Source organism: Solibacillus sp. iso_87 (assembly GCF_056173085.1).
The window spans coordinates 2,726,380-2,747,984 of record NZ_CM149656.1 but is presented as its reverse complement, the minus strand read 5'-3'; the positions used below and the strand labels follow the sequence as shown (position 1 = coordinate 2,747,984).

21 protein-coding genes and 1 riboswitch are annotated in these 21,605 nt (G+C 39.9%); of the genes, 20 read left to right on the top strand and 1 reads right to left on the bottom strand.

The annotated features are described in order from the left end of the window. The first annotated feature begins 189 nt into the window (after positions 1-189). The 13 genes from zapA (at position 190) to AC0VXV_RS13995 (ending at position 15,289) form a co-directional block, all read left to right on the top strand. Entirely contained in the window at positions 190-450 is a 261-nt protein-coding gene (zapA, locus tag AC0VXV_RS14055; protein WP_008405018.1) for a cell division protein ZapA, read from the top strand. 5 nt (positions 451-455) lie between these two features. Continuing rightward, positions 456-995, top strand: coding sequence for a CvpA family protein (locus AC0VXV_RS14050; protein ID WP_339172432.1), 540 nt, complete (start codon positions 456-458; stop codon positions 993-995). Between the two features lie 215 nt (positions 996-1,210). Further along, positions 1,211-2,926 carry a DNA polymerase/3'-5' exonuclease PolX gene (polX, locus tag AC0VXV_RS14045; RefSeq protein WP_475531469.1) on the top strand — a complete coding sequence of 572 codons (1,716 nt, stop codon included), beginning with the start codon at positions 1,211-1,213 and terminating at the stop codon, positions 2,924-2,926. Positions 2,927-2,940: 14 nt separating this feature from the next. Then, positions 2,941-5,307, top strand: a complete 2,367-nt coding sequence (locus AC0VXV_RS14040) for an endonuclease MutS2 (protein ID WP_475528831.1) — start codon at positions 2,941-2,943, stop codon at positions 5,305-5,307. 70 nt (positions 5,308-5,377) lie between these two features. Beyond that, on the top strand, positions 5,378-5,791 hold the full coding sequence (locus tag AC0VXV_RS14035; RefSeq protein WP_475528830.1) for a DUF350 domain-containing protein: 414 nt from the start codon (positions 5,378-5,380) through the stop codon (positions 5,789-5,791). A 418-nt stretch (positions 5,792-6,209) separates the two neighbouring features. Beyond that, positions 6,210-7,901 (top strand): long-chain-fatty-acid--CoA ligase, encoded by a 1,692-nt coding sequence (locus AC0VXV_RS14030; protein ID WP_475528829.1) that lies wholly within the window; start codon positions 6,210-6,212, stop codon positions 7,899-7,901. A 104-nt stretch (positions 7,902-8,005) separates the two neighbouring features. After that, a complete protein-coding gene (locus AC0VXV_RS14025; protein ID WP_079528268.1) occupies positions 8,006-8,587 on the top strand; it encodes a TetR/AcrR family transcriptional regulator in 582 nt (193 codons plus the stop codon). A 14-nt stretch (positions 8,588-8,601) separates the two neighbouring features. Next, positions 8,602-9,375 carry an enoyl-CoA hydratase gene (locus AC0VXV_RS14020; RefSeq protein ID WP_475528828.1) on the top strand — a complete coding sequence of 258 codons (774 nt, stop codon included), beginning with the start codon at positions 8,602-8,604 and terminating at the stop codon, positions 9,373-9,375. A gap of 62 nt (positions 9,376-9,437) precedes the next feature. Next, the gene (locus AC0VXV_RS14015) at positions 9,438-10,211 is read left to right on the top strand and encodes an electron transfer flavoprotein subunit beta/FixA family protein (RefSeq protein WP_339195289.1); all 774 of its coding nucleotides are present in this window, start codon (positions 9,438-9,440) and stop codon (positions 10,209-10,211) included. Between the two features lie 56 nt (positions 10,212-10,267). Next, a complete protein-coding gene (locus AC0VXV_RS14010) occupies positions 10,268-11,245 on the top strand; it encodes an electron transfer flavoprotein subunit alpha/FixB family protein (protein ID WP_475528827.1) in 978 nt (325 codons plus the stop codon). A gap of 271 nt (positions 11,246-11,516) precedes the next feature. Then, positions 11,517-11,831 carry a thioredoxin gene (gene trxA, locus AC0VXV_RS14005; protein WP_339172413.1) on the top strand — a complete coding sequence of 105 codons (315 nt, stop codon included), beginning with the start codon at positions 11,517-11,519 and terminating at the stop codon, positions 11,829-11,831. 135 nt (positions 11,832-11,966) lie between these two features. Beyond that, positions 11,967-13,757, top strand: a complete 1,791-nt coding sequence (gene uvrC / locus AC0VXV_RS14000; RefSeq protein ID WP_475528826.1) for an excinuclease ABC subunit UvrC — start codon at positions 11,967-11,969, stop codon at positions 13,755-13,757. Between the two features lie 32 nt (positions 13,758-13,789). Continuing rightward, a riboswitch (Lysine riboswitch) is annotated at positions 13,790-13,968 on the top strand. Positions 13,969-14,056: 88 nt separating this feature from the next. Continuing rightward, on the top strand, positions 14,057-15,289 hold the full coding sequence (locus tag AC0VXV_RS13995) for an aspartate kinase (protein WP_475528825.1): 1,233 nt from the start codon (positions 14,057-14,059) through the stop codon (positions 15,287-15,289). A 96-nt stretch (positions 15,290-15,385) separates the two neighbouring features. Here the strand turns inward: AC0VXV_RS13995 and AC0VXV_RS13990 are convergent, their stop codons facing one another. Further along, positions 15,386-15,802, bottom strand: a complete 417-nt coding sequence (locus AC0VXV_RS13990) for a YslB family protein (RefSeq protein ID WP_079528256.1) — start codon at positions 15,800-15,802, stop codon at positions 15,386-15,388. Positions 15,803-16,073: 271 nt separating this feature from the next. Between AC0VXV_RS13990 and AC0VXV_RS13985 the strand changes: the two genes are divergently transcribed. The 7 genes from AC0VXV_RS13985 to racE all read left to right on the top strand — a co-directional run bounded on the left by AC0VXV_RS13985 (position 16,074) and on the right by racE (position 21,533). Continuing rightward, a complete protein-coding gene (locus AC0VXV_RS13985) occupies positions 16,074-16,688 on the top strand; it encodes a succinate dehydrogenase cytochrome b558 subunit (RefSeq protein WP_065215545.1) in 615 nt (204 codons plus the stop codon). Between the two features lie 95 nt (positions 16,689-16,783). Beyond that, complete coding sequence (gene sdhA, locus AC0VXV_RS13980; protein WP_475528823.1) at positions 16,784-18,529, top strand: succinate dehydrogenase flavoprotein subunit; 1,746 nt, start codon at positions 16,784-16,786, stop codon at positions 18,527-18,529. A gap of 16 nt (positions 18,530-18,545) precedes the next feature. Then, complete coding sequence (sdhB, locus tag AC0VXV_RS13975) at positions 18,546-19,322, top strand: succinate dehydrogenase iron-sulfur subunit (RefSeq protein WP_008405039.1); 777 nt, start codon at positions 18,546-18,548, stop codon at positions 19,320-19,322. Between the two features lie 142 nt (positions 19,323-19,464). Beyond that, positions 19,465-19,908, top strand: a complete 444-nt coding sequence (locus tag AC0VXV_RS13970; protein WP_475528822.1) for an acyl-CoA thioesterase — start codon at positions 19,465-19,467, stop codon at positions 19,906-19,908. Between the two features lie 69 nt (positions 19,909-19,977). Further along, positions 19,978-20,199, top strand: a complete 222-nt coding sequence (locus AC0VXV_RS13965) for a helix-turn-helix domain-containing protein (protein ID WP_008405041.1) — start codon at positions 19,978-19,980, stop codon at positions 20,197-20,199. A gap of 73 nt (positions 20,200-20,272) precedes the next feature. Further along, positions 20,273-20,716, top strand: a complete 444-nt coding sequence (locus AC0VXV_RS13960; RefSeq protein WP_339172394.1) for a MarR family winged helix-turn-helix transcriptional regulator — start codon at positions 20,273-20,275, stop codon at positions 20,714-20,716. A gap of 16 nt (positions 20,717-20,732) precedes the next feature. Further along, positions 20,733-21,533 (top strand): glutamate racemase, encoded by an 801-nt coding sequence (gene racE, locus AC0VXV_RS13955; RefSeq protein ID WP_475528819.1) that lies wholly within the window; start codon positions 20,733-20,735, stop codon positions 21,531-21,533. Positions 21,534-21,605 lie beyond the last annotated feature (72 nt).

Genomic DNA, 21,605 nt, shown 5'->3' with positions numbered 1-21,605 from the left:
ATGCTTCTTTCACTGGAACATTCGGGACATGGTGTTGCGATAGTGAAATTGGAAATGTTATGATGTACAATAGGAAAATGGCATCGTTATATAATAGAATCAATCAGGTTTGCTTTCAATCTTTTATTGGGCAAAGAACGAAAAAAGTTTATTCGTTACTGTTCACTTATTTTTTCTGGAGGGATTATTTTGGCTGAGCAAGAAAAGAATCGCATTTCCGTAGAAATATATGGTAATACATATAAAATGGTAGGAACAGAATCATCGGTCCATATGCGTCTTGTTGCTTCATTAGTGGACGACAAAATGCGGGAAATCAGTGCCCATAATCCATCTTTAGATACAGCGAAGCTAGCTGTATTAACAGCCGTTAATTCTGTGCACGACTATCTATTATTAAAAGAGCAATTTGAAAAACTAGAAATACAATTGAAACATTTGAAGGGTTGACATACATGTTGGATTTAATTATTCTCGCAGTCTTTATCATTAGTCTTATAGTTGGAGCGAAACGAGGGTTCGTTGTTCAGCTTATTAATATCGGAAGTTTTATTATTGCCCTCATTGTAGCGATTATTTATTATAAGCCGCTAGCAGAAAAGTTTGTTTTATGGATTCCGTATCCTGGATTTACAGAAGGTTCAACAATGACGCTCGTTCTGGATTCACTCGATGTTGACCGTACATTTTATCGGGTCTTTGCGTTTGCCATTATTTTCTTTGCAGTGAAGATTGCCCTCCAAATTGTCGGATCAATGTTTGATTTTTTAACGTATTTACCTGTATTGAGTTCGTTAAACTACGTATTAGGTGCAGTTCTTGGATTTATCGAAATGTATCTTGTACTATTTATTGGACTGTATGTTGTGGCATTACTGCCGGTGGAATCGATTCAAACATTCATCGACAGCTCAATTTTGGCAGGACTCATACTTGAGCATACACCGCTTATTACGAGCATGTTCCAAAATTGGTGGTATATTCAAAAAAATTAACTTATTTCAGCGGGTGTCCTAAATTCGGAAAAGGAGTTACTAAAGAAAGAAGTCAACCTAAAAGCATCGCATTATGCTAAAACAGCTGACTTATCCGCGCACCGTGGATCTTTAGCCGGTTCAGGACACCATTATGCCGAGGCGTAATTGATTTGAAAATCATGCGAATGCTTCTCTCGATTTTCGGGAGGAGCTTTTTTAAAGGAGAGACAATGATGAACAAAAAAATTATTATTCGTACATTAGAAAAAATAGCTTTATATATGGAGTTACAGGCAGAAAATCCGTTTAAAGTATCCGCCTTCCGAAAAGCGGCAGCGGCACTTGAAGCAGATGAGCGAAGCCTAAGCGAAATAGATGATATTACAGCAATTAAAGGGATCGGAAAAGGAACTGCTTCGGTTATTACAGAGCTGATGGAAATCGGGGAATCTACTGTATTGAAAGAGCTGGAGTCAGTCGTACCGAAAGGGCTTGTTCCGTTGATGAAACTACCGGGTTTAGGTGGTAAAAAGCTTGCCAAATTGTATCAGGAACTGAACATAGTTGATGCAACCACATTAAAGGCAGCTTGTGAGGCAGGACAAGTAAGAGGGCTTGCTGGGTTTGCGGCAAAAACAGAGGAGAAAATTTTAAAAGAACTTGAAACATTTGGTTCCCGCGCTGAACGATTACCTATTTGGCAGCTTGAGCCTGTCGTATTGGAAGTTAACGAGCTTTTAGCAGGTTTGCCTGAAGTAGAGCTGTTCTCGGTTGCAGGGAGCTTTCGACGAGTTGCGGAAACGAGTAAAGATGTGGATTTTATCGTGGCAACGAAGGAATATGAAGTTGTACGTGAAGCGATTTTAACGCGCCTCGCAATATTGGAAACCGTTGCGGCAGGGGATACAAAAGTGTCCGTCATATTGGACCGTGAAGAACCGGTAAGTGTAGATTTCCGTTTAGTGACGCGAGAAGAATTTGCAACAGCACTTCATCATTTCACTGGCTCGAAAGACCATAATGTACGCATGCGTCAGCTTGCAAAATCAATGGGTAAGAAAATTAGTGAATATGGTGTCGAGCAGGAAGACGGCACTGTCGAAACATTTGAGTCGGAAGAAGCATTTTTTGAGCATTTTAACTTACCTTTTATTCCTCCAACTGTGCGGGAAAGCGGGAAAGAGCTGGATCGTTTGGATGAGCTAAGCGGGTTAGTGAAGCTGGAAGATATCGTAGCGGATCTTCATATGCATACAACTTGGTCAGATGGCGCGCATTCAGTCAGCGAGATGGGGCAAGCTTTAATGGATATCGGATATTCACATGCAGTCATTACCGATCACTCTCAATATTTAAAAGTGGCGAATGGATTAACACCTGAACGACTTGAGCAGCAAAAGCTTGATATTTATGCATTTAACGAAGCAAATCCAAATTTCCGACTATACAGAGGTACGGAAATGGATATTCTGCCAGATGGAACATTAGACTTTGGAGATGATGTTTTAAAAGAACTGGATTTTGTTATTGCATCGATTCATTCAAGTTTTACACAATCGCAGGACAAAATTATGGCGCGCTTAAAAACAGCGGTAGAAAATCCGTACGTCCATATGATTGCTCACCCGACAGGCCGTATCGTCGGGCAGCGCGGAGGCTATGACCCGGACGTACCGTTATTGATCGAATGGGCAGCAGAACATGGCAAAATATTGGAACTCAATGCTAATCCATACCGCCTGGACTTAAGCATCGAATATTTAATGCTGGCAATGGAGAAAAATGTACCAATCGCCATCAATACAGACGCCCATGCAATTGACCAACTGCGCTTTATGGACATCGGTGTCAAGTACGCGCAAAAAGCATGGCTGAAAAAAGACCTGATCGTCAACACATGGTCAAAGGAAAAGTTCGAAGCATTTATTGCGAAAAATAAAGAAAAGTAATAGGAGGTGTTCTCATGATCGAACAACGAGCATTGAAAACACTAGAATTTCATAAAGTACGCGAGCAAGTAGCGGCATTTTGTACAAACTCTATCGGAAAACAAGCGATCGATGAACTTGTACCGGAAACAGATTACGATACAGTTGTCGAACTCCTGGAAGAAATGGATGAAGGACTCGCGATTTTGCGTGTGAAAGGCAATGTGCCGTTGGGCGGCATTTTTGATGTACGTCCACATGCACGACGCTCACAAATCGGCGGTATGCTCAGCCCGATGGAATTAATGGAAATCGCAAGCACAATACGAGCAAGCCGTATTTTACGGAATTTCATTGAAGATATCGAATCAGAAAATATCATTGAAATCCCTCACTTTATCGAACGTAAAGAACAAATGCCTGTCTTGACGGCATTGCAGCACGAAATTAATGATTGTATCGATGATAATGGTACGGTGCTTGATTCAGCGAGTCCTGCATTACGCTCAATTCGCCAGTCATTGCGTTCAGAAGAATCTAAAGTGCGTCAAAAGCTGGAAAGTCTCACACGTGGATCGAATGCAACAAAAATGCTGTCTGACGCGATTATTACGATTCGTAATGACCGCTTTGTAATCCCTGTTAAACAAGAGTATCGTTCACATTATGGCGGGATCGTCCACGATCAGTCAGCTTCAGGCCAAACATTGTTTATCGAGCCTGATGCAGTCATTCAAGCGAACAATGAAGTACAGCGTCTAAAAGTGAAAGAAAAGGCTGAAATCGAGCGTATTTTATCCGAGCTTACATTAAAGGTACAGGAAGTTGGTCATGAAATATTTGTTCTTGTGCAGTTACTTGGGGAACTGGACGTTATTTTAGCAAAAGGGAAATACGGACAAGCAAATAAATGCACAATGCCAAAAATGAATAAAGATGGTTATACACGACTAGTCCGTGCACGACACCCGCTATTGCCAATTGAAGAAGCAGTTGCAAATACAATTGAATTTGGACGAGATGTTACAGCAATTGTTATTACGGGACCAAACACCGGCGGTAAAACAGTAACATTGAAAACAGTGGGTCTGTGTACAATCATGGCACAGTGCGGACTGCCTGTTCCGGCACTGGATGGTTCAGAATTGGCCGTGTTTGAACAAATTTTTGCTGATATTGGTGATGAACAGTCAATTGAACAGTCATTATCAACTTTCTCTTCTCATATGGTGAATATAGTAGACATTTTAAGCAAATTTAACGAAAAATCGTTAATTTTATTCGATGAGCTTGGCGCAGGTACTGATCCGCAGGAAGGTGCAGCACTCGCAATTGCTATATTGGATGAAACAGTCGATCGCGGTGCGCGTGTTATGGCGACTTCTCACTATCCGGAGCTGAAGGCATATGGCTATAACCGTCCATCTGTTGTCAATGCGAGTGTAGAGTTCGACATTGAAACACTCAGCCCGACTTATCGATTGCTTATTGGAGTGCCGGGTCGTTCAAATGCATTTGAAATTTCCAAACGCCTTGGATTAAGTTCAAATGTTATTGACCATGCAAAATCCTTTACGGGTACTGACCGTCATGAAGTAGAGTCTATGATTGCTTCACTTGAAGAAAGCAGATTACGATCTGAACGTGAAGCGGACGAAGCTCATCTTTTACTGGAAGACGCACAAAAAATCCGTGCAGAGCTGGAAGAACGTCTTCGTATTTATGATGAGAAAAAGGAAAACCTGGAGAAAAAAGCGAAAGATAAGGCTCGCAAAATTGTCGATGAGGCGAAGAAAGAAGCGGAATCGATTATTGCAGAGTTAAGAAAGATGAAAGAAAATGCCGCATTATCGGTGAAAGAGCATGAGTTAATCGATGCTAAGAAGCGTCTAGATAATGCAGCACCGATTGATAACAATAAAGTGCTTCAAAAGGCTGTCGCTGCCCGTGAGCGTAAGCAAAATCTGCAAGTGGGCGATGAAGTGAAAGTATTAAGCTACGGTCAAAAAGGTACACTTCTGCAAAAAGCAGGAAATGAGTGGGTTGTTCAAATCGGTATTTTGAAAATGAAACTGCCCGAATCTGATTTAGAGTATGTGAAACCAGAAAAAGAGCAGGCTACTCGTCCGATGATGAATGTGAAAAATCGCAACAGTATCGTGAAACTGGAACTTGATTTACGTGGAGAAAGATATGAAGAAGCACTTATTCGCACAGAAAAATATTTGGATGATGCGTTATTAGCGAACTATCCGCGTGTATCGATTATTCACGGTAAAGGGACTGGTGCATTACGCCAAGGGATTCAAAACTTCCTGAAAAACCATAAGCGTGTAAAATCATACCGATATGGTGAAGCGGGCGAAGGCGGATTCGGTGTTACAGTCGTAGAACTAAAATAGTTGTTGCTCCTTTTAAATGATGCGCTAATATTAAACATAGAAAGAAAATAACTAAAGGGGGTAAAATGGATTGCTAGGATCAGACTTTTGGCACCATCCTCTCGTAGAAACAGCAGGCTATTTTAGTGTGGTAGTCCTTTGCCTATTCGTATCGATGATTTTATTTGAGGTCGTAACAAAGTATAAAAATTGGGATGAAATAAAAAAGGGAAATGTCGCGGTCGCTTTAGCTACTGGAGGAAAAATTTTAGGCGTCTGTAATATTTTCAGATATTCAATTAATCAGCATACATCATTTATTGAAATGCTCGGTTGGGGTTTGTTTGGTTTTACGTTATTGATTTTTGCCTATTTTTTATTTGAGTTTTTAACACCAAGATTTAATGTGGATGAGGAGATTGCTGCTGACAACCGTTCAGTTGGATTTATCTCATTTACAATTTCTCTCGGTTTGTCATTTGTTATCGGAGCAAGTATTTCATAGGAGCATACACATGGAAACATTATCGAAAATCTTACTCGTCGTCTGTTTCATCTTTCTGGCAGTCGGCATTTACTACATGATGACACTCTAAACATAAAAGCAAATGAACTAGCATTCAGTTAGTTCATTTGCTTTTTTCATCAGCTGATTATATCAAACGAATAATCTAATCTTTATTTAGACTGTTAACAAATTTAAACTATTTAAAAACTTTTTTGAAAAAGTATATTTCCATACTAAACGAATAGTCCTATATGTTTTAAATTCAATAATACTATAAAAGTCAAAACAAATAATGAGGAAATATGTGCATAAACGAGAAGATAATGTGTATATCTATGAAAATAGTTTGAAACCATTTCCAATTTTCATTATAATGATGTAAACAAGTAAAGCTTTAGCAAAGGGGAGGAGTTTTATGACAGAAAAGGTTTGGTTGGCAAGCTATCCGAAAGAAGTACCACATTCTATTGAGCTGCCGGAAATTCCTGTACACAAGTTTTTAACACAAGCATTTGAGTCAATGCCTAATAAAGTGGCAATCCACTTCATGGGGCGCGAGCTTACGTACAAAGAGCTTTATGAATCAGCGTTGAAGTTTGCGAACTACCTGCATTCTCTAGGGGTGGAGAAGGGGGATCGAGTAGCAATTATGCTGCCGAACTGTCCGCAAGCAGTCATCGCCTATTATGGTACGATGTATGCCGGTGGGGTTGTCGTACAGACGAATCCGCTTTATACAGAACGGGAGCTGCAATATCAGATGGCGGATTCCGGAGCAAAAGTAATTTTAGTGATGGATATTTTATACCCAAGGGCAATGAAAATATTACATGAGACTAATATTGAAAATGTCATTGTTTCAGGAATTAAAGACTATTTGCCATTCCCAAAAAACTTAGTGTATCCGTTCATCCAAAAGAAACAATACGGTTTTAGTGTAAAGGTAGAACATAGCGGAACGAATCACCTGTTCACAGAAATCATGAAAATGGGTAAATTGGATAAAATCGAGCAAGAATTTGATTTTGAAAATGATTTGGCGTTATTGCAATACACTGGCGGGACAACAGGTTACCCGAAAGGTGTTATGTTAACGCATAAAAACTTGATTGCAAATACATTAATGTGTGATGCATGGATGTATAAATGTAAAAAGGGTGAAGAGACAATTATAGGAATACTTCCATTCTTCCATGTATACGGTATGACAACGGTATTAATTTTATCTGTCATGCAGCAAGGCAAGATGGTATTGCTTCCGAAATTTGATGCAGAGCAAGCGTTGAAAACAATTGATAAACAAAAACCAACTTTATTCCCCGGCGCCCCAACAATGTATATTGGGTTGTTGAATCACCCGGATTTAGCAAAATATGATTTATCGTCAATTAAAGCGTGTTTAAGCGGTTCTGCTGCATTGCCACTGGAAGTTCAGGAAAAGTTTGAAGAATTGACAGGCGGGCGTTTAGTAGAAGGATACGGCTTAACCGAAACTTCTCCAGTTACACATGCCAATCCAATTTGGGATCACCGTATTAACGGTTCAATCGGCTTACCTTGGCCGAATACAGAAGCGGTTATATTACGTTCAGGTGAATCGGAAGTGTTGCCTGTAGGTGAAATCGGCGAAATAGCGGTAAAAGGACCGCAAGTTATGAAGGGCTACTGGAATCGTCCTGAAGAAACAGCAATGACATTTACAGATGGCTGGTTTTTAACGGGTGATTTAGGTTATATGGATGAGAAGGGTTATTTCTATGTTGTTGACCGCAAAAAGGATATGATTATTGCAGGCGGATTTAATATTTACCCGCGTGAAGTAGAAGAAGTGCTGTATGAACATGAGGCAATCCAGGAATGTGTCGTAGCCGGAATACCGGATCCGTATCGGGGGGAAACCGTAAAGGCATATATTGTTCTTAAAGAGGGTAAATCTGTTACAGATAAAGAACTGAACGAGTATTGCCGTAAAAACCTGGCTGCTTATAAAGTGCCTCGTTTATATGAATTCCGTCAAGAGCTGCCGAAAACAACAGTCGGAAAAATTTTGCGTCGTACGCTTATTGAAGAAGAAAAACAGAAAATGGCACAACAAGAAGCAAAATAATTAATTGTTTAGCAAACTATTGACAGAATGCAGAACAAACTATAATATGAAAACATGAATGAATGGTCATTCATGTTTTCATATTTTTTTTGGTGGTGATCTGCTTGAAACGAAACAAACCCAAATATATGCAAATAGTAGACGCAGCAGTCATTGCTATCGCAGAAAACGGCTATCATCAAGCCCAAGTTTCAAAAATAGCCAAACAAGCTGGGGTTGCTGATGGTACAATCTACTTATATTTTAAAAACAAAGAAGATATTTTAATTTCTGTATTCCAGGAAAAAATGGGTATTTTCGTAGAGAATTTACAGGCTATAATAAAAAGTGGGGAAACTGCTTCAGATAAGTTATGTAAAATGATCGAAAATCATTTCCATGTTCTATCAAGTGATCGCCACTTGGCAACTGTAACTCAGCTTGAGCTACGGCAATCGAATAAAGAAATTAGACTGAAAATTAATTCTATTCTAAAAGAATACTTAATTTTGCTAGATCAGATTTTAATCGAAGGTATGCTAAATGGTGAGTTCAACCAGACGATGGATGTTCGTATTGCGAGGCAAATGGTGTTTGGCACGATTGACGAAATTACGACAACTTGGGTAATGAATGAAAATCGATATGATTTATTAGAGCAAGCTCCGAAAGTAAAGCAATTACTGCTAAACGCACTAAAAGCATAAAGGGGATGTAGAGGATGGAGTTTCTAAGTTGGAAAGTAGAAGAAGGGGTCGCAGTTGCAACGATTTCAAGACCACCGGCAAATGCACTTTCACAAGGCTTGATCCAAGATGTGAATGCACTTTTAGACGCTGTAGAACAAGATGAAAATGTACGTGTCATCGTCTTGCATGGCGAAGGACGTTTCTTCTCTGCAGGTGCGGATATTAAAGAGTTTACGAGCGTACAGTCAGGAGAAGCATTTACAGGATTGGCGAAAAATGGACAAGATGTTTTCGAGCGTATCGAAACATTCAGTAAACCGGTTATTGCCGCGATCCACGGTGCAGCATTAGGCGGAGGCTTGGAACTTGCGATGGGATGCCATATGCGCTTTGTAACCGCATCGGCTAAATTAGGCTTACCTGAACTATCATTAGGCTTAATACCAGGATTTGCAGGAACACAGCGATTACCACGATATGTTGGTGTAGCAAAAGCAGCGGAAATGATGTTTACAAGCGACCCGATTTCGGGGACTGAAGCTGTTGAATGGGGATTAGCAAACCGTGCTTTTTCCGATGAAGAGCTGTTGCCTGAAACATTGAAAATCGCTCAAAAAATTGCGAAGAAATCACCAATTGCTCTTAAAGCAGCGATCCAAATGCTGAATTACTCGAAACCATCATCTTATTACGAGGGAGTAAATGCTGAAGCAAATAGCTTCGGTGAGGTATTTGTTTCTGAAGATGCTAAAGAAGGAATCCAAGCATTTATCGAAAAACGTGAGCCAGTATTTACTGGCAAATAAAAAAATGTATTCTTCCCTGTTTTTCGGGATTAAAATTAAAAAGCTTTTAGGAGGTCTAGATTATGAATATTTTTGTATTAGTAAAACGTACTTTTGACACAGAAGAAAAAATCGTCGTATCCGGCGGTAAAATTCAAGAAGATGGTGCAGAATTCATCATCAACCCATACGATGAGTACGCAATTGAAGAAGCAATTCAAAAGCGCGACGCATTAGGCGGTAAAGTAACAGTTGTGACAATCGGTGGCGAAGATGCAGAAAAGCAGTTACGTACAGCTTTAGCAATGGGTGCCGATGAAGCGGTATTGATTAATACAGAAGATGATTTAGATGAGCTTGACCAATATTCTTCAGCTTATATTTTAGCGGAATATTTAAAAGACAAAGAAGCAGATTTAATTTTAGCAGGAAATGTAGCGATCGATGGTGGTTCAGGACAAGTTGGCCCGCGCTTAGCAGACCTGCTGGGCATTAACTACGTAACAACAATTACTTCATTGGAAATCGAAGGCACGAACGTTAAGATTGTGCGTGATATCGAAGGGGACGCTGAAGTATTAGAAACATCATTACCATTATTAGTAACAGCTCAACAAGGTTTAAACGAGCCACGTTACCCATCTTTACCAGGTATTATGAAAGCGAAGAAAAAACCGCTTGCAGAACTGGAATTGGATGATTTGGATATCGATGAAGACGATGTTGAGGTAAAAGTAGAAACAGTTGAAATTTACTTACCGCCACAAAAAGCGGCTGGTCGTGTATTAGAAGGCGATCTTTCTGCACAGGTAAAAGAATTAGTAAACTTACTTCATAACGAAGCAAAAGTAGTCTAATAGAAGTCAACTATAGTACGAAAATTTTTACGAAGATGGTAATGGAGGGATATTCTATGTCAAAGAAAGTTTTAGTGTTAGGTGAAGTTCGCGAAGGGAGCTTGCGTAACGTATCATTCGAAGCAATTGCAGCAGGTTTACAAATCGCTGACGGCGGTGAAGTAGTAAGTTTATTGGTAGGGGATGCAGTAGCTGGTTTAACGCAGGAATTAATCGCATATGGAGCGAGCCGTGTTATTACAGTAGAACATCCACACTTGAAAAACTATACATCTGACGGATACAGCCAAGCAATTTTAGCAGTAATTGAACAAGAAAATCCAGAAGCAATCGTTTTCGGTCATACTTCTTTAGGTAAAGACTTATCGCCAAAAATTGCTTCACGCTTACAATCAGGTTTAATTTCAGATGTAACGGAAATTCAAGGTGCTGGCGAAGATACAGTATTCGTTCGCCCGATTTATTCTGGTAAAGCATTTGAAAAAGTAAAAATCAAAGATGGTATTATTTTTGCGACAATCCGTCCAAATAATATTCCACCATTAGTTAAAGACGATTCCCGTACTGGTGAAGTATCATCAGTGTCAGTTGATATTACAAATTTACGTACAATCATCAAAGAAGTTGTGCGCAAATCGACTGAAGGTGTAGACCTTTCAGAAGCGAAAGTAGTAGTTGCAGGTGGTCGTGGTGTTAAATCCGAAGAAGGTTTTGAGCCATTAAAAGAGCTTGCTAATTTACTAGGTGGGGCAGTTGGCGCATCTCGTGGTGCATGTGACGCTGAATATTGTGATTACTCACTACAAATCGGCCAAACTGGTAAAGTTGTAACACCTGACCTATATATCGCTGCAGGGATTTCTGGTGCGATTCAGCATTTAGCTGGTATGTCGAACTCAAAAGTTATCGTTGCAATCAATAAAGATCCAGAAGCAAATATCTTTAAAGTAGCAGACTACGGTATTGTTGGTGACTTATTCGAAGTAGTACCAATGTTAATCGAAGAGTTTAAAGCACTTAAAGTAAATGCATAAAAGTGATCAAGAGCTTCCTTCTTATGAAGGGAGCTTTTTTATTTTAAAGTGATGTAGTTTGGATGGTGTGAATGGAGATGGATTTCGTCTAAAGCTTTAAAATGTTTAAATAAAGGGTATACGTATTCTAATATCCTCAATAAGTATTTATACGGCATCAGAAACAAACGCTAAATTTGAGGTTCATTTATATTCCCAAGCATTTTACTACTGTTTAATTGGGAAAACATGCTATACTACAACCATATGTTATTTAAGGAGGCTATTTAATATGGCAATTGTACACGCGACAGATCAAACTTTCCCACAAGAAATTTCAAACGGCACAGTTTTAGTAGACTTTTGGGCTACTTGGTGCGGACCATGTAAAATGATCGCTCCAGTTCTTGAAGAATTAGATTCAGAAATCGGTAACGATGTTAAAATCGTAAAAGTTGATGTTGATAACAACCAAGGTACTGCTGCAGATTACCAAATCATGTCAATCCCATCATTATTATTATTCGTAGATGGTGAATTAAAAGCAAAAACAGCTGGCTTCATGCCAAAAGAAGCTTTAGTTGATTTCATTAACGACAACAAATAATTAAACCTTTGACCATTCAAACGCCGAGGCGTTATTGATATGTCAAAAAGCCGTATGCCGTATAAGGTGTACGGCTTTTTTCTTATACCCCAATCAGTTAAAATAAAAGAAAGGACATATTAAACAGGTGAGAAGATGAATGCAATCATTAAAGCAAAACTAGAAATACTACCGGATGAATCAGGTTGCTATATTATGAAAGACCGTCAAGGCACGATTATATACGTTGGTAAGGCTAAAGTATTGAAAAATCGAGTGCGCTCCTACTTTACGGGAAGTCATGACGGTAAAACTGCGAGACTAGTCAGTGAGATCGAAGACTTCGAGTATATTGTGACTTCAAGTGATTTGGAAGCTCTTATACTGGAGCTGAATCTAATTAAGCTGCATGACCCGAAATATAATGTGAAACTAACGGATGATAAAACGTACCCTTATATAAAAATCACGAATGAACGATACCCTCGTATTATTACAACAAGAAAAGTGAAGAAGGATAAAGCAAAATATTTCGGTCCTTATCCGAATGCCTATGCAGCTAACGAAACACGGAAATTACTGGACCGTTTGTATCCGCTTCGTAAATGTACACACCTGCCTAACCAGGTATGTCTGTACTATCACTTAGGTCAATGTTTGGCACCGTGTGTGAAGGATATTGAAAAACAAGTATATGACGAAATGATTGATGAGATTTCGAAGTTTTTAAACGGGGGCGTCGAAGAAATTCAACAAAACCTTCAGCAAAAAATGATGGATGCTGCCGAAAATCTGGAGTTTGAGCGGGCAAAGGAATTCCGGGATTTGATTGCCCATATTGATCAGATTATGGAAAAGCAAAAAATCGTTACGGATGATTTGAGCAACAGGGATGTATTTGGCTATGCAGTTGAAAAAGGCTGGATGTGTGTCCAGGTGTTTTTCGTGCGTCAAGGCAAACTCATTGAGCGGGATGTCTCGATTTTCCCGATTTATAATGAGCCGGAAGAGGAATTTTTAACATTCGTAGGCCGTTTTTACGAACAGCCGCATCATCTATTGCCAAAAGAAATCTTTGTACCGAAGTCGATTAACGAAACCATTTTACAAAAGCTGTTGGATGTGAAGGTACTGACACCGAAGCGCGGTTCCAAAAAAGAGCTTGTTGATCTAGCAATGAAAAATGCGGAAATCGCCATTCATGAGAAGTTCCAGTTGATTGAACGTCAAGAAGAGCGGACAGTCGGGGCTTGTGAAGCACTTGCTGAAGCGATGCAAATTCCATTGCCGCTAAGAATCGAAGCATTTGATAACAGTCATATGCATGGTGCGGATCCGGTTTCGGCGATGGTAGTTTTTATAGACGGAAAGCCTGCGAAAAAGGAATACCGGAAATATAAAACAAGGGAAGCGGCCAAACATGATGACTATGGTGCGATGCAGGAAGTGATTCGACGCCGTTACACACGTGTACTGCGGGAAAATCTGCCATTGCCTGATCTGATTCTTATCGACGGAGGAAAAGGACAAATGGAAGTCGCACGTGAAGTAATTGAAGACGAACTTGGGTTAGTCATTCCGATAGCAGGATTGGCTAAGGACGAAAAGCACAATACGTCCCAGCTTTTATTTGGTACGCCTCCGGAAGTTGTCCCGTTAAAGCGTACAAGTGACGGTTTCTATTTATTGCAGCGCATCCAAGATGAGGTACACCGATTTGCGATCACGTTTTTACGTCAGCAGCATCAGACGAATGCCATCACTTCTGTTCTTGATGGGATTGAAGGTGTAGGTCCGAAGCGGAAGCAGCAACTCATGAAGCATTTTGGATCCGTGAAAAAAATCCGCGAGGCAAGCGAGTTGCAGCTGCAGGAATCCGGAGTGCCGGCAAAATTGGCGGAAGTCATCTATCGTCATTTTCATGAAGCACCATTGAATAAAGAGTAATTTTATGCTAATATATAAGATAATTCAATATTTACTAAGATAGAGGCGCAGTATTCAACAGTACATTGCTCGAGGAAGAACAATTCCATTGACAGCAATCGAAAGGGGATCCTGCCGAAGTGAAGTGCGTATTGTTCGCGCAGTTTGCTGGTTTTGCATTTAAGAAATGTAAAACTGTCAGAGCTTTATGTTCTGGAGGGCTATCCTGAAAAACTTATAACTATTATTTGTATTGACGGCGGCTTTCCATGAACATGGAAAGTCGTCTTTTTTGTTTTCGAATTAAAGGAGGGAATAGAATGGAGACAGTTGTTGTAAAGTTTGGCGGACCGGCATTGACTACACCGGAAAAAATAGTACACATCGCTAAAAAGGTGATAAAAGAGCAAGGGCGTGGCATAAACTTAGTCGTTGTCGTTTCTTCAATACCCGCTATACGACGAGAATTGAGACAATATGCTGCTGAAATCACGGATGAGCCGTCGAAACGGGAAATGGATGCACTCGCCTCATCAGCGACACAAATAACTAGTGCAATGCTTGCAATGGCAATTCAGGAACATGGAGGGAAAGCTGTGTCGCTTGCTGGATGGCAATCAGGTATCCATACAAATCAAAAACATGGCAATGCACGGATTGATCATGTCAATAGTAAACGAATTCAGGAACATTTGGCATTAGGTGAAATCGTCGTAGTAGCAGGTTTTCAAGGAGTTACGGGGACAGACGATATTTCAACATTCGGCAAAGGGGGTTCTGAAACTTCAGCTGTTGCACTGGCGGTTGCCCTCGAAGCAGAGCGTGTCGAGATTTTTTCATCAGTTGAAGGGATTTTTACGGCAGACCCAGAAATTGTAAAAGGATCCAGGAAACTACCGGAAGTTTCTTATGATGAGATGTTGGAATTTGCAAATTTAGGGGCTAAAATTTTGCACCCACGTTCGGTTGAACTTGCCAAAAAATACAATATACCGCTAATTGTACGCTCTTTCGTACAGGATGTGGAAGGCACTTTTATTAAAGGGGATGTAGACATGGAGAAAAACTTACTTGTACGCGCGGTAGCCTACGAATCGGATATTATCCGTTTGACGATCGGCTATGATTCTTATGAAACCGCGTCATTGGCAGAAGTGTTTAGTGTTTTAGCAGAAAATGATATCAATGTGGATATTATTGTTCAAGCAGTCATTGATGGCGTGAAGCCGACCATTTCCTTTACAATTTCCAAAGATGAGTTTGCGGAAGCTTTACGGGTACTGGAAACTAGTAAACTGTCACTTGGATTTAGTTTTGCAGATTTTGAAGTAGGTTTAGCGAAAGTATCTATTATCGGTTCTGCGATGGCATCCAATCCGGGGGTGGCGGCTCGCATGTTTGCACGCTTAGGACGCGAACATATCCCTGTAAAAATGGTCAGCACTTCGGAAATTAAAGTGTCTGTCGTTGTACCACAGGAAGAAATGGTTCGTGCTGCGAATGTGCTGCATGAGGAATTCAATTTGGCGATGAAAGAAGTAACCGCTTCTTAAAGTAATAGCTGGAAATGAGCTTAAGGAGCTTATTTCCAGCTTTTTTATTGAGTAAACCTGATGCTTCAGCAATAGACAATTATTATAAGTTGAAGGCTAAATTTTCTCTTTTAAATCCCATTTTAACGTAAATTTTACGACATGTTTGTCATTATCTTTTTCCTCATAGCATTCCGTCAAATAGCCTAGCTGCTTTTGTTTCTGCTCTGCTAAAAAGCCAGCTTCAAGACGGAAGCAACGTTGTACAATATTGAGTGGCAATTCCTCTGTTGTCGAAAGTATGTAATGAAGTTCGTCCTTCGTTTCTTTTTCCAGAACTAACTGGCCCCAGCCAGCTTCCATAAAAAAGGAAGGTAGTTCATCCATTGAAAATAATGGGAACTTTCTTGCAATTTCTTTCCCTGCCCAATATAAAACATCTTCTTCATGCTTACCTAGAATAGAAGGAAGAAGATGGTCACGAATGATTTCGTAGCCAAAAGTTGGAATCGTTTTCATTTTGTACCCTTCCATATAAAAAACCTCTTTCATAAATTTTCTTATAATTTTCATTCTTTCATGAAGAATTGAGTTATAAGCAGAAAAAACGGTTCTCAAAACAGCGTAAAACCGTCTTTAAAATGATTATAAAATATCCTGCGTTGCCTTGACGCTAGTATCTGTTGAGAGTACAATGGACATGTCATAATATTGTACCATGATGAAATGCGCAGTCAACATCCCAACTTTTACAATTTTGAGGCGTTGCGCATGTGTATTTCAAGTACTAAGGGGGGTAACAGTTTTGTCGAAAGATCGTGAATTTTTATGGCGCCGCTTACACTCGTTATTAGGTGTAGTTCCTGTCGGGTTGTTCTTGGTGTTCCACTTATTTCTGAACTTCACTGCAGTTGGCGGTGAAGAAACTTACAATAACGCAACTGGTGTTATGGAATTACTTCCACACTCGTTATTGTTAGCGATGGAATGGATCATTATCTATATTCCATTAATGTTCCACGGATTCTATGGAGTGTATATTGCTTTCACTGCAACATACAACACTGGACGTTTCAGCACATTCCGTAACTGGATGTTTGCATTGCAACGTTTTACTGGTATTTTCCTTGTAATCTTCATTGCGTGGCATATTTTCCAAACACGTATCCAAAAAGCATTCGGTACTGAAGTCGAATTTAATATGATGGTTGAAATCGTTGACAATCCATTAATGTTAGTATTCTACATCTTAGGTATCGTTTCAGCAGCATTCCACTTAGCAAACGGTTTATGGTCGTTCTTAGTAAGCTGGGGTATTACGCAATCTAACAAATCTCAACGAATCGCAACTTATGTTACGTTGTTAATTTTCGTAGTATTAGCAATCGTTGGTGTTGCAGCTATCTTAGCATTCGTCTAATCACTTAACTTAATTACTATTACATAGTTAAGATCCTAGATGGAATGGAATATGAGTAAAAGTTTTTAGCAATTAATGAGGAGTGAGAAATAATCATGGCAAAAAGTAAAGTTATCGTCGTTGGTGGCGGTCTTGCTGGCTTAATGGCTACGATTAAAGCAGCTGAAGTTGGTACTGAAGTTGAATTATTCTCGTTAGTTCCAGTTAAACGTTCACACTCTGTATGTGCACAAGGCGGAATTAACGGAGCAGTTAATACAAAAGGTGAAGGGGATTCTCCATGGATCCACTTTGATGATACAGTTTATGGTGGCGACTTCTTAGCAAACCAACCACCAGTTAAAGGTATGTGTGATGCAGCACCTGGTATTATCCACTTAATGGACCGTATGGGTGTAATGTTCAACCGTACTCCAGAAGGTTTACTTGACTTCCGTCGTTTCGGTGGTACGTTAATGCACCGTACAGCATTCTCTGGTGCGACAACTGGTCAACAATTATTATATGCCCTAGACGAGCAAGTTCGTGCACACGAAGTAGCTGGTTTAGTTACAAAGTTTGAGCACTGGGAATTCCTTGGTGCTGTGCTTGATGACGAAGGCGTTTGCCGCGGTATCGTAGCACAAGATTTACGTACTGAAGAAATTCGCTCATACCGTTCTGATGCTGTAATTATGGCAACAGGTGGTCCTGGTATTATCTTCGGTAAAACAACAAACTCAGTAATCAACACTGGTTCTGCGGCATCGATTGTTTACCAACAAGGTGCAACATATTCAAACGGTGAAATGATTCAAATTCACCCAACAGCGATTCCTGGAGACGACAAAAACCGTCTAATGTCTGAATCTGCTCGTGGTGAAGGTGGACGTGTATGGACGTATAAAGACGGTAAGCCTTGGTACTTCCTAGAAGAGAAATATCCTGCTTACGGTAACTTAGTACCACGTGATATCGCAACACGTGAAATTTTTGACGTGTGCGTAAATCAAAAGTTGGGTATTAACGGGGAAAACATGGTATACTTAGACTTATCCCATAAAGATCCTCATGAATTAGATATTAAATTAGGTGGTATTATCGAAATCTACGAGAAATTCGTAGGTGATGACCCACGTAAATTACCGATGAAAATCTTCCCGGCGGTACACTATTCAATGGGTGGATTATGGGTTGACTATGACCAGATGACTGAAATCCCTGGTTTATTCGCTGCAGGTGAATGTGATTACTCACAACACGGTGCAAACCGTTTAGGTGCGAACTCATTATTATCAGCGATTTACGGTGGTATGGTTGCAGGTCCCAATGCTGTTAAGTACATTAAAGGACTTAAAAAGCATGCAGAAGATTTACCAGAAGAAATCTACACGCGTCGCGTACAGGAAGAAACAGAGAAATGGGAAGCTATCCTAAAAATGGATGGTACAGAAAACGCTTACTTACTACACAAAGAGCTTGGTGAGTGGATGACTGACAACATGACTGTTGTACGTGTAAACGCAAAATTAGAAGAAACTTATGCGAAATTAACTGAGCTACAAGAGCGTTGGGAAAACATCAACATTAACGACACGCAAAAATGGTCGAATCAAGGTGCTCACTTCACTCGTCAGTTAAAGAACATGCTATATTTAGCTAAAGTTATGACTAAGGGTGCATTATTACGTGACGAATCTCGTGGGGCTCACTACAAGCCTGAATTCCCAGAACGTGATGATGAAAACTTCTTAAAAACAACTATGGCGAAGTTCGATCCGGCAACGGGCGAACCAATTATTACTTATGCCGATGTAGACGTTTCGTTAATTCCACCACGTAAACGCGACTACTCAGCGTAGAAGGGGGAACTAAACAGTGGAAACAGTAAATACTGGTAGAACAGTTAAGTTAGAAATCGTTCGTCAAGACAATGAGAATGGTGCTACACGCGTTGAAAAGTTTGAAGTTCCTTACCGTCCTGGTATGAACGTTATCTCTGCTCTAATGCATATTCAAAAATATCCTGTTACTGCTGATGGTCAAAAAACGACTCCAGTATCATGGGATATGAACTGTCTGGAAGAAGTTTGTGGTGCATGTTCAATGGTAATCAATGGACGTCCGCAACAATCTTGTTCAGCATTAGTAGACAAGTTAACTCAACCAATTCGTTTAGAGCCAATGAAAACTTTCCCGGTTATCCGTGACTTACAAGTAGACCGTGAGCGCATGTTTAACGCACTTAAGAAAGTTAAAGCATGGGTACCAATCGATGGTACTTATGATTTAGGCGAAGGTCCTCGTATGCCAGAGCGCAAACGTCAATGGGCTTATGAATTATCAAAATGTATGACTTGTGGTGTATGTATGGAAGCGTGTCCAAACGTTTCTGAATCAGCATCATTCATCGGTCCATTTGCTTTATCACAAGTACGTTTATTCAACACACACCCAACTGGTGCAATGAATAAAGACGAGCGTTTAAATGCAATCATGGGCGACGGTGGTCTTGCAAACTGTGGTAACTCTCAAAACTGTGTAGCTGCTTGTCCAAAAGGTATTCCTTTGACAACATCTATCGCTGCACTTAACCGTGAAACAACAGTTCAAATGTTCAAAAACTTCTTCGGTTCTGACCACATGGTTGACTAATCGAATGAATATAATTGACCCTCACCTTGGTGGGGGTCTTTTTGTTTAGGATCGCTTTTTGATTTCTGACAAATTATGCTATAATGAATGAGCATTCATTATCGGGGGATGATGAAGTAATCAAACAAAGGGGGAATTTTTTATGCGAGCTACATATATTCAGGATGCAACAGAATGGATGGCAGGATTTTCATTTTCGACAAAGGTAAAGGTGCGATTTTCGGAAACAGATATGTACGGGCATGTAAATAATACAAAAGTATTTGCCTATTTCGAGTATGCACGTATCGAATATTTTAAAGCATTAGGATTTGATTTCACAGCGGGATCGGATACGGGAAATATGCTTGTTGTGGCAGATATTCAGTGCGATTATTTGAAAGAAGTGTTCTTTGATGAAGAATTAATAATATTTGTAAAAACTGCATCGATTGGTACTTCTTCAATGGATTTGCATTATTTGGTGAAAAATGAAAATGATGAAGTGTGCTATACCGGGCGCGGAACGCTTGTACAATTGAGCAGTGACACGGGGAAAGGTGTCCCGTTACTGGAAGAGCAAAAAAAATTATTGCTTGGGAAATAGTTAAATGCCCTCACCTGCTTTGTATTTTCGACATAATGTACAAAGAAGAGGATAGGAGGGTGTTGCAAAATGAATCGTCCGCAGCATCGTTCGCTGTTAACAAAAAGAGAACGCGAGATTTTTGAGCTATTAATAAAGGACTATTCAACACGGGAAATATCAACTAAGCTAGGCATTAGTGAAAAAACCGTTCGTAATCATATTTCCAATACGATTCAAAAGCTGGGTGTATCAAGTCGTACGCAAGCGATTCTTGAGCTTTTAAGACTTCAGGAATTGTCGATATACTGATTCGATGCTTGCTATTTTATTAAAAAAACTTCAAAATAGAACTATGAAACGCATCGAGGAGTGAATGGAGTAGATGAAAGATCACAGCACACATAGCTCTGAATCTGTAGCAATCCTGGAAAAAGAACTAAGATATATTTCACACTTAATCAAACAAAAAGGTAGAGAAATTTTAAGCAATTATACGATTACACCTCCGCAATTTATTGCATTGCAATGGTTGCATGAATCGGGTGATATGACGATCGGTGACTTGTCGACGAAAATGTATTTAGCATTTTCGACAACGACAGATTTAGTGGACCGGATGGAGAAAAATGAATTGGTACAGCGTGTACGTGACGAAAATGATCGACGTGTTGTACGGATTCATCTTTTACCTGAAGGCGAAAGAATTATTCAGGAAGTAATTTTAAAGCGTCAAAATTATTTGCGGGATATTACACAGGAATTTAACGCAGAAGAGTTTGAACAATTATCAAGAACATTACAAAAACTACATTTATTAATGAAATAGGATAGAGGCGGTACTAGTGAATGCCCCAATTGGTGTTATCGATTCCGGAGTTGGCGGATTAACAGTGGCAAAAGCGATTATGGAGCTTTTGCCGAATGAAACAATATATTATATAGGTGATACGGCGCGATGTCCTTACGGGCCCCGCACAAAGCAAGAAGTCCGCAATTTTACATGGGAGATGGCAAAAGCGCTCGAAAAGATGAATGTGAAGATGCTTGTCATTGCATGTAATACTGCGACTGCCGTTGCATTGGAAAGTCTGCAAAAACATATGCCATTTCCGGTTTTAGGAGTTATTAATGCAGGGGCACGAGCGGCCATAAAAAAGACAAAGCGCAATGAAGTTGTCGTATTAGCGACAGAAGGCACGATCAAAAGCGGCGCATATGAAGGAGCGGTGAAATCATTATCGACAAAAGCGAAAATAATTCCACTTGCCTGTCCGACATTTGTGCCACTCGTTGAAAGTGGCGAATACGAAGGCCAATTTTCGTATGACCTCGTTGCGAAAGGATTAAAGCCGCTTGAAGATGAGCGATTTGATACAGTCATTTTAGGCTGTACACATTATCCTATTTTACAAAAACAAATTGAGGCAGCAGTAGGCTCACAAGTTCATGTCCTGTCATCTGCCGAAGAAACGGCTAAAGATGTCGAAGCGATTTTAAGCTATACAGGACAATTACGAACAGATGAAGAACCGCCGCAGCATATTCTGCATGCATCTGGTTCCGTTCCGATTTTCCGTTCCATAGCAGAGCGTTGGCTGGAAAAAGGTGAATTGGATATACGTAAAATTACATTCGAAAAATAGTTGATAGCTCAAATTAGGCATTTTGTCTAATTTGAGCTTTTTCCTTCTATGTCTTGCTTTTCTGCTTTAGAC

Coding starts and splice junctions, on each gene's coding strand:
- AC0VXV_RS14020 (WP_475528828.1), top strand. CDS start 8,602: ATGGAGTTTCTAAGTTGGAAAGTAGAAGAAGGGGTCGCAGTTGCAACG.
- AC0VXV_RS13960 (WP_339172394.1), top strand. CDS start 20,273: ATGAAAGATCACAGCACACATAGCTCTGAATCTGTAGCAATCCTGGAA.
- trxA (WP_339172413.1), top strand. CDS start 11,517: ATGGCAATTGTACACGCGACAGATCAAACTTTCCCACAAGAAATTTCA.
- AC0VXV_RS14015 (WP_339195289.1), top strand. CDS start 9,438: ATGAATATTTTTGTATTAGTAAAACGTACTTTTGACACAGAAGAAAAA.
- AC0VXV_RS14050 (WP_339172432.1), top strand. CDS start 456: ATGTTGGATTTAATTATTCTCGCAGTCTTTATCATTAGTCTTATAGTT.
- AC0VXV_RS14010 (WP_475528827.1), top strand. CDS start 10,268: ATGTCAAAGAAAGTTTTAGTGTTAGGTGAAGTTCGCGAAGGGAGCTTG.
- uvrC (WP_475528826.1), top strand. CDS start 11,967: ATGAATGCAATCATTAAAGCAAAACTAGAAATACTACCGGATGAATCA.
- polX (WP_475531469.1), top strand. CDS start 1,211: ATGAACAAAAAAATTATTATTCGTACATTAGAAAAAATAGCTTTATAT.
- sdhA (WP_475528823.1), top strand. CDS start 16,784: ATGGCAAAAAGTAAAGTTATCGTCGTTGGTGGCGGTCTTGCTGGCTTA.
- AC0VXV_RS13990 (WP_079528256.1), bottom strand. CDS start 15,802: ATGGAAGGGTACAAAATGAAAACGATTCCAACTTTTGGCTACGAAATC.
- AC0VXV_RS14030 (WP_475528829.1), top strand. CDS start 6,210: ATGACAGAAAAGGTTTGGTTGGCAAGCTATCCGAAAGAAGTACCACAT.
- AC0VXV_RS14040 (WP_475528831.1), top strand. CDS start 2,941: ATGATCGAACAACGAGCATTGAAAACACTAGAATTTCATAAAGTACGC.
- AC0VXV_RS13965 (WP_008405041.1), top strand. CDS start 19,978: ATGAATCGTCCGCAGCATCGTTCGCTGTTAACAAAAAGAGAACGCGAG.
- AC0VXV_RS13970 (WP_475528822.1), top strand. CDS start 19,465: ATGCGAGCTACATATATTCAGGATGCAACAGAATGGATGGCAGGATTT.
- AC0VXV_RS13995 (WP_475528825.1), top strand. CDS start 14,057: ATGGAGACAGTTGTTGTAAAGTTTGGCGGACCGGCATTGACTACACCG.